Annotated in this window: 7 protein-coding genes; 4 read left to right on the forward strand and 3 right to left on the reverse strand. The window is 38.2% G+C overall.

The features are described 5' to 3' along the window. Positions 1–70: 70 nt before the first annotated feature. Positions 71–613 (reverse strand): hypothetical protein, encoded by a 543-nt coding sequence (locus P20495_RS03405; protein ID WP_008138526.1) that lies wholly within the window; start codon positions 611–613, stop codon positions 71–73. Positions 614–1,038: 425 nt separating this feature from the next. Between P20495_RS03405 and P20495_RS03400 the strand changes: the two genes are divergently transcribed. Beyond that, entirely contained in the window at positions 1,039–2,463 is a 1,425-nt protein-coding gene (locus P20495_RS03400; RefSeq protein ID WP_008138527.1) for a sugar porter family MFS transporter, read from the forward strand. A gap of 54 nt (positions 2,464–2,517) precedes the next feature. Here P20495_RS03400 and P20495_RS03395 read toward each other — a convergent pair whose 3' ends face one another. Next, a complete protein-coding gene (locus P20495_RS03395) occupies positions 2,518–3,078 on the reverse strand; it encodes an outer membrane beta-barrel protein (RefSeq protein WP_242401498.1) in 561 nt (186 codons plus the stop codon). A 219-nt stretch (positions 3,079–3,297) separates the two neighbouring features. On the opposite strand from P20495_RS03395, the gene P20495_RS03390 reads away from it, so the two are divergent. Further along, the gene (locus P20495_RS03390) at positions 3,298–4,533 is read left to right on the forward strand and encodes a helix-turn-helix transcriptional regulator (RefSeq protein ID WP_008138531.1); all 1,236 of its coding nucleotides are present in this window, start codon (positions 3,298–3,300) and stop codon (positions 4,531–4,533) included. A gap of 96 nt (positions 4,534–4,629) precedes the next feature. On the opposite strand, the gene P20495_RS03385 is transcribed toward P20495_RS03390, so the two are convergent. Beyond that, positions 4,630–5,664: a response regulator gene (locus P20495_RS03385; protein ID WP_008138533.1), complete on the reverse strand. Its 1,035-nt coding sequence runs from the start codon at positions 5,662–5,664 to the stop codon at positions 4,630–4,632. Positions 5,665–5,928: 264 nt separating this feature from the next. Between P20495_RS03385 and P20495_RS03380 the strand changes: the two genes are divergently transcribed. Both P20495_RS03380 and P20495_RS03375 read left to right on the forward strand, forming a co-directional pair. Next, positions 5,929–6,192, forward strand: a complete 264-nt coding sequence (locus P20495_RS03380) for a GrxA family glutaredoxin (RefSeq protein WP_007585470.1) — start codon at positions 5,929–5,931, stop codon at positions 6,190–6,192. Positions 6,193–6,352: 160 nt separating this feature from the next. Further along, the gene (locus P20495_RS03375; RefSeq protein WP_007378970.1) at positions 6,353–8,197 is read left to right on the forward strand and encodes a DEAD/DEAH box helicase; all 1,845 of its coding nucleotides are present in this window, start codon (positions 6,353–6,355) and stop codon (positions 8,195–8,197) included. The last annotated feature ends 16 nt before the right edge of the window (positions 8,198–8,213 follow it).

The raw sequence follows: 8,213 nt of genomic DNA on the forward strand, positions 1-8,213 counted from the left end.
AATTTTACGCAGGATATAAAGAGGTGTTTGAGTGAGCTTTAGTGCTTGCTGCCCACCTCAAGGTGTGTTGTTAATCGCTTTCTGTATTTTGGTAATTTTCAATGTCCGATGCAATTTGATTTTGTATCCACTCTTTTGTAACACCAAATTTTGACCATATATTAAGGTTTAAAGATTCAACCGCACGATCTGCCAATTGGAATTGTTTAATGAGCTCCTGTAATTTACAAATCATGACATGTCGTCCTTTAGAATCTGAGAATTCAATTGCATAGTCATAGAAAAAATCATGTGCAAGCCAATTACGATTTTTAAGCGTTGATTGAAGAGCGTCAATTAATTCCTGAGAGATCTCTATACGCTTCTTTACATGCCTCAACAGTTGACCGAAGGTTTTAGAGTTTAGATTATTGTACAACACAAGCCACTCATCTTGAGTTAAAGCCGATTCGTCCAATAATTTGTATCCCATTACGAAGTTTACTAAAGCTTTTTCCGCACATTGTGCATTAAAAGACGCCAAACCAAAAAAGGCGAATACTTCTTTTTCATCTTCAGCATCCATTTCAGGAACAGGGTTTATAGCAGAAATATTAATGCCTCCGAAATTCATATTGCCTCCATGGCACATAACAACTTAGTCTATGACATCTATCGCTTTAAACCGACAAACGCCCCTATTTTTTAACGTATTTACCTTATCCACCAAATAGCCAACTGTAAACAATTACCTAACTTCAGAACAGGCTACGCAATTGCAAAAAACACCAAAATGGTAAAGAGCAGTGATATTGCTCCAACAGGCACTTTCCATAAAGTGCATATTATTTATTGAAATTTATTTTTTGTTATTAAAATTCGCTACTTAATTTCAAAGTATTTAAACTAACGCCTTTAGACTAATACTTTTAAATTAAAGCCCTTAAAAACGCCTCAATTTATACTCACCAACCCCTTTATACCCGCATAAGCATATTCAACCATAGCGCTTTACGATATTATGCTCCTTTGAATTTAAATTAACTTTCAGGGCATATAATGACAACGCACACACCGCCTTCCCACTCAGCCAACACAGTTGAACACACCTCTCTTTTTTACGTAATATTTATATCGGCTGTGGCTGCTATTGGTGGCTTTTTATTTGGTTTTGACTCGGGCGTTATTAACGGCACAGTGTCGGCACTCGGTAATGCATTTAATTCTAGCAGTGTAGCTACGGGCTTTAATGTAGCGTCTGTGTTATTAGGGTGCGCCTTAGGTGCGCTTGCTGCGGGGCCGCTGGCTGATAAGTTTGGTCGCCGTGCAATTATGATCATCACTGCGATTATTTTTGCCATTAGTGCTTTTGGGTCGGGCATTAGCGAAAGCTCTGCGGAGTTTATTTTTTACCGTTTATTTGGTGGTTTAGGTATTGGTGCTGCATCGGTATTGGCGCCAGCTTACATTGCTGAAGTTGCGCCACCAGCACTACGTGGTCGTTTAGCTACATTACAACAACTCGCTATTGTATTGGGTTTATTTGCTGCTTTTTTAAGTAACTACTTAATTGCTGATGCAGCAGGCAGCGCGCAAAATATTTTAATGCTTGATATAGCCGCTTGGCGCTGGATGTTTTGGGCTGAGCTTGTGCCTGCTGTGTTGTTTTTAATCGGTGTTTTGTTTATTCCGGAGTCGCCTCGTTATTTAGTGGCGCAAGGTAAAGTGGATGATGCAAAAGCGGTATTTAGTAAAATTTCGAACGACAACCTTGATGCGCAAATAAGCGATGTAAAAGGCTCTTTGCATAGCGATAAAAAGCCAAGTATTCGTGATTTATTTATTGATAACAGTAAAAAAGTACACCCAATTGTTTGGGTGGGTGTTGCGCTGAGTGTATTTCAGCAATTTGTGGGTATTAACGTGGTATTTTATTACGGCTCTGAGCTTTGGCAAGCCGCTGGGTTTGACGAGTCGCAATCGTTATTTATAAATGTACTCGCAGGCACTACTAATATTGTATCAACCTTTATTGCCATTGCCCTAGTTGACAAGATTGGCCGTAAACCACTGCTATTAGTCGGCAGTATTGGTATGTTTATCAGCTTAAGCACGCTTACTTATATATTTGGCAGTGCAGGCCTTGATGAAGCAGGCAAACTTGCACTTAGCGATAACATGGGTACGTTTGCGCTTATTATGGCTAACTTATTTGTGGTATTTTTTGGCTTAAGTTGGGGCCCAATTGTGTGGGTATTATTAGGCGAAATGTTTAATAACCGTATTCGGGGGGCAGCGCTTGCTGTTGCGGCTAGTGCGCAGTGGATTGCTAACTTTGCCATTACCATGACCTTCCCTATTATGCTGGCCAATATTGGCCTTGCTGGCGCTTATGGCTTTTATGCGTTATCGGCACTTATAAGTATATTTTTTGTTGTTAAATACATAAAAGAAACACGCGGTAAAACGCTCGAATCTATGTAATATCAATCTACATAGTCAGTAATGGCGAGGCTACTCGCCATTTAGCTACGAGCTTTAAAACTCAAATAATACACCCAATTGAGTTGTTTCATTGCGGCCGAACTCAACTTCAGTACTCGCATACGAAAGTGAAAGTAAAACCAAATCACCCAGCGGTACTTCAAGTCTTACTTTATAAGTAAAATCAGTTCCTGAAAATTCCTCTTTTGCCTCAGGACCTGGGTTTAAAAAAAACCCTTGTTTAGTGTCTAATTCCCAGCGCGATAACCCAACCATTGGCACAACCCTAAAGTGTGTTGCTAAATCAAATGAATACCCTATCATTGCCTTAAATTCATACGTTTCGTAACTATCAAAAGTACCAAATAATACATCACTTGATGTATAGGCTAAATTAGCCTCTGTGACTACATTGTTTTCAAACTTATAACCGAGTATATAACCAAGCGAAAACCCGTCGGTGTCAAAATCTTCTTTTAAAATTGCAAAATCTTTATCTACTTTTATTTTTCCTGTACCAAGCTCAACGCCCATTCTTATTTGAGCCTCATTGGCATGTGTAGTAAAACTACTCATTAACAATGTGAATGCACTAAGTGTGATTATTTTTTTCATTTTATTATCCAATATTGAGTTGACCTTAAAACGACACTTTGTTGCTCCAAGGGTGTGTTCAATATATGATATTAAGCGTACCCAAATTAATCCACGGACATAACCGGACATAACCGGACATAACCGGACATTTTAAGTATTGCGTTAGGAAACCTTTTGTCAAAATTGAAATCCCTCCTAAGCCGTAAAATATTTAATACCGACTTACAAGAGTGAAAATTGAACAATTCAAAAACTGCCCTTCTAAATCGAGGGCAATTACAGCAATATATAATAGAGCAATCGATAAAACATTTATGGCTTGCCAATCAAATAGGTGTAAGTGAAAAAACCCTTACTCGATGGCTTAATGGCTCAGTTACAAGAATACGTCTGAGTAATTTAAATAAGCTTGCAAGTGCTTTAAATTGTGAAAAAGGAAGCTTGATCGCCCGTTCAGAAGTGGATATTTACCCGAGTGAAGAGAACCGAGATATTTTAGTAAATGAATTGCATAACGATGGGCTTTTGTATGAACTAATGATGAGCAGTAAAATTAAGCTCGCTATTTCTTTAATTAAATCAACATTTCACTCCGCATTACCAAGCGCTATTGTGGCCAACTTCTATATTAAACTTGGTTATGCCGCGCTTATTCATCGTCAATATGAAAAAGCACTACAATATTTTGATAAAGGCCTTAATAAAGCAATTAAAGTGAATGATCTTCCGTTAGTGTTTTCTGCTAATTTAGGCACTGCAATTACTTTACTATTCTCTTGTGAGTTTAAAAGATCACACCATTATTTAGTAATATGTAATGCCACATTACAACACGCGAACCAAGAAAAGGCTCACTATTACAGCACAAATGCACTTTTCTATTTATATTCTGGTGATATAAACGCTGCAATCCAATCAGCTAATTTATGCTTAAACGAATGTGATATAACAACAGATTCAATAGAAAAGAATCTATTTAAGAGTACCGCTTTACAGCTGCTCGGCGCGTGTTATTTGTTACAAGGCGATATTGAATTAGCGTATACACTTTGCGCTGAATCACTAAACGTAGCCAATCTATCTGGGTATAATCGCTGTGTTGCGGTATCAAAAGGATACTTAGCCGCTATTCATTGCACAAACGCAAACTATGTACTTGCAGAGCAACTTATAGCCCAGAGTATTGCCTTAGTAAGTGACGAAGATATTGCACTACCGAGCTTGTTGTGTATCTCATTATTTATTTACCGAAAAACTGGGAACAGTTCAAAATTCGCGGTTTCTTTAAACGCACTAAACAAAATTTGTAACACCGCTACAGTCCCTAACACCTTTGCTATATATCAACTTTATTTAATAAATATAGAGCAAGGTGAGATGCACAAGGCATCTGAAAAATTAACACATATTGAAAACACACTAACTCAGCTCTCACTCCCGCTTTGGCAGCCATGGTTAACTAAGCTAAGCTAGTATGTTTTCAATATGTTAGTAAATCTCTTAACCAGAGTTCAGGTTATGTAGTTTTATTGCACTCATTTGTAAAAACTCACTTATTAGCCGGCTAATTTAATTAAGCTGCCAAGGCTTAATAAATTTTTCCAGATCCGCTTTTGTGACTGGTTTTTGTAAATAATGCGTAATGCCTTTTTTAAATAATTTTGCTATTTGAACATCATCTGTGAGACCCGACAAGATAGCTTTTGGTGTATCAGTATTTAAAGTACTTTTGCTTACTAACTGCTGCGCTACATCACTGCCAAATATTTCTGGCATACATTCATCTAAAAGCAGTAAATCAAATTGATTATTTAAAGCTAGCGTTAAAGCACTAGCACCGTTATCTGCACATGTTACCGAACAACCGAGCATTTCAAGCATCACTTTAGTCGCTACTTGACTTGGTAAGCTATCGTCAGCAACTAATACAGACAAGCGTTTTTGGGCATACAATGCAGTTCGAATAGCGACCAAATCTGTATCAAAAAAGGGCCATCCAAGCACATTGCCTGATAATTCTATGTCTTTATTTAGTTCATCAACTTTACCAATAGCATAAAGTTTTATACTGTTTTTTAAAAAGTTAGTATCCAGCTTTCGCATTAGAGAATGACTATTTAAGTGTCGTAAGTCCTCGAGTTGTAGAAATTCATTACAAGTATTTTCGTATAATCTAAAATTAAAAGCATACAGCTCATGAGTGTGCGCTGACATTATTGAACAGCTTTTAAATAATGTTTCGCAATCAGTTAAAACACCAACATTTTGATTAAGCTTAAGTGCTAAATCAATAGGTTGTTTGGTAACTAACAGACCATGCACATCAAATGTATTTTCTTGGTTAGCATCATCTATCCAATAGCAAACATTAACTCCTAAGGTATTCGCTCTAACTTTTAGCACAAAATTATCATTTACTGACTTCAAAGCAGGAATAATAAATTTTTCGCATTGCGCTAAAACGTGTTCATAAGGCGCATGTAAACATACGTAATTGCATTGCAGCTCATTGATTAAAGTAATTGACATATACCGCTCTTGTGTTTCGCAGTATTTACCAATTACCCCTTGGATAATCTTTAAAATATGGCTTTGAGTATTCATATATACCTTATGTAACTTTGTATACTTAGCTTAAGTCAAGTTACATGCCACATTTATAAACATTCTTTATTTAATATATTCAATAACTTAAAAATTAATATTAAAAACACTTTAGCCGTATTCGCATTTTAAAAATCATAATGCGAAGCATATTGGGGTGACTTCCTATATTTATGCTTTATTCGAACAGTCCAATCGATTTTTTGCGCTTTAAAATATTTTTTAATCATTTAAACTGATATCAATCAAATAAAGGAGAGCATTATGCTAACAGTAATTTTTGGCCGTGAAGGCTGCCCATTTTGTGTACGTGCAAAAGATGTTGCGGAGCAACTATCAAATGAACGTGATGACTTTAAATTTCGTTACATCGATATAATTAAAGAAGGCATTAGTAAGGCCGATCTTGAAAAGTCAGCAGGCAAACCTTGCCCAACAGTGCCGCAAATTTTTGTAGACCAAAATCACATTGGTGGATTTACCGAATTTGAAGCTTACGCAAAAGAAAACCTAGGCTTGTATAAATAAGCTTTGTATTAAATATGTTAACCAGATCAATAAACCCAATATTGAGCTGGTTAAATTTCGACCAACATCAAACACATAGAAATTAGTTTCAATTTATACAAGCATTTGCCTCGCGAATCCTATATAATGCGCGCCTCTTTAAATTCGTTGAGGCGTATTAATGTCAGAACCAGTCACGTTTGAATCTCTAAATCTTTCTCCTGCAATTTTGAAGGCAGTTGAAGAGTTGGGTTACAAGACACCATCTGAAATCCAAGCTCAATGTATACCGTTATTGCTAGAAAGAAAGGACGTACTGGGACTAGCTCAAACGGGTACAGGTAAAACCGCAGCATTTGCACTGCCATTACTAAATAATATTGACCCGTCTGTGAAACAGCCACAGATCCTTGTACTCACACCAACACGTGAGCTTGCGATCCAAGTTGCTGAGGCATTCGAACAATATGCTAAACATGTTCGTGGTATTGAAGTATTGGCACTCTATGGTGGCCAAAGCTACAGTATCCAATTAAGCGCACTTCGTCGTGGCGCTCAGGTTATTGTTGCAACTCCAGGTCGTTTAATCGATCACATTAACCGTGGCACTATCAAGTTTGATGCTCTACAAGCACTTGTACTTGATGAAGCCGATGAAATGTTACGTATGGGCTTTATCGATGATGTAGAAAACATCATGGAAAAAACACCGCGCGAAAAGCAAACATGTCTTTTCTCTGCGACTATGCCTAAGCAAATTCAAAACATCAGCAGCAAATATATGAACAATCCTGAACAGGTTCATATCTCTGCGCGTAACTCTACAGTATCATCTGTTGAGCAAGTGTTTTGGAATGCAAGCGTACATAAAAATAAAGCAATTGTTCGCTTCTTAGAAGCTGAGCAATATGAAGGTGCTATTGTTTTCGTTCGTACACGTAACGATACAGTACAACTTGCTGAGTTATTAGAGCGCGAAGGTTTCTCTGCTGCTCCACTTAACGGTGACATGAACCAGCAAGCACGTGAACGCACTGTAGATCGCTTAAAAAGTGGCATGCTAAACATTGTTATTGCAACAGATGTAGCGGCACGTGGTCTAGATGTTGACCGTTTAAGCTTAGTTATCAACTACGATATCCCACAGGATTCTGAAGCCTACGTTCACCGTATCGGCCGTACAGGTCGTGCTGGTCGTACTGGTAAAGCAATCTTATTCGTAAAACATAACGAACGTTATTTACTTAAAAATATCATTCGTCATACGAAGTCTGAAATTGCTCAAGTTGAATTACCAACAGCAAAAATTGTTGAAGAAAAACGTATCGAAGCGTTACAAGCAAAATTAACTATTGCGCTTGAAAACAAAGACATCACGTTCTTCAATGAAGTAGCTACTAACATGGCTGAAAAACTTGACCTTCCTCTTGAAAGCTTAGCGGGTGCGTTACTGTGTTTAGCACAGCAACAGTCGCCAATTAAAGTTGAAGAAGTTAAGATTCAACCTCGTGAACGTAACGAGCGTAACGACCGTAATTCACGCAACGACCGTGGTGACCGTGGACGTCGTAACGAACGTGGCGGCGAACGTGGTGGTGAACGCGCTGAGCGTAAACCTCGCGAACGTAACAGCCGTGATGCAGGTCCTATGGATACTTACCGTATCGAAGTAGGTCGTGAACATGGTGTTCAGGTTAAAAACATTGTTGGCGCTATCGCTAACGAAGCTGACATCTCAAGCAAGTTTATTGGTGATATTCGTCTACACGACAATCACAGCACGGTTCAATTACCGCAAAACATGCCTAAAGATGTACTTGATCACTTCCAAAAAGTGTTTATTTGTAAACGCCCTATGGGCTTAACAATTACCACTGATCAAGGCCCTGCTGAACCACGTGGCGAACGCTCTGAGCGTCCAGCTGGTGATAAGAAACGCAGCTTTAATAAAGATGACGGCGCACGCGGTGATAAGCGCAGCGGTCCTCGTAAAGAACGTCGCCCTGTAAGCTTCACAGCTAAATAAGCAACGACTCTTTAAT

The organism is Pseudoalteromonas sp. BSi20495 (genome assembly GCF_000241185.1).
In the GTDB taxonomy this organism is placed as follows: Bacteria; Pseudomonadota; Gammaproteobacteria; order Enterobacterales; family Alteromonadaceae; genus Pseudoalteromonas; species Pseudoalteromonas fuliginea.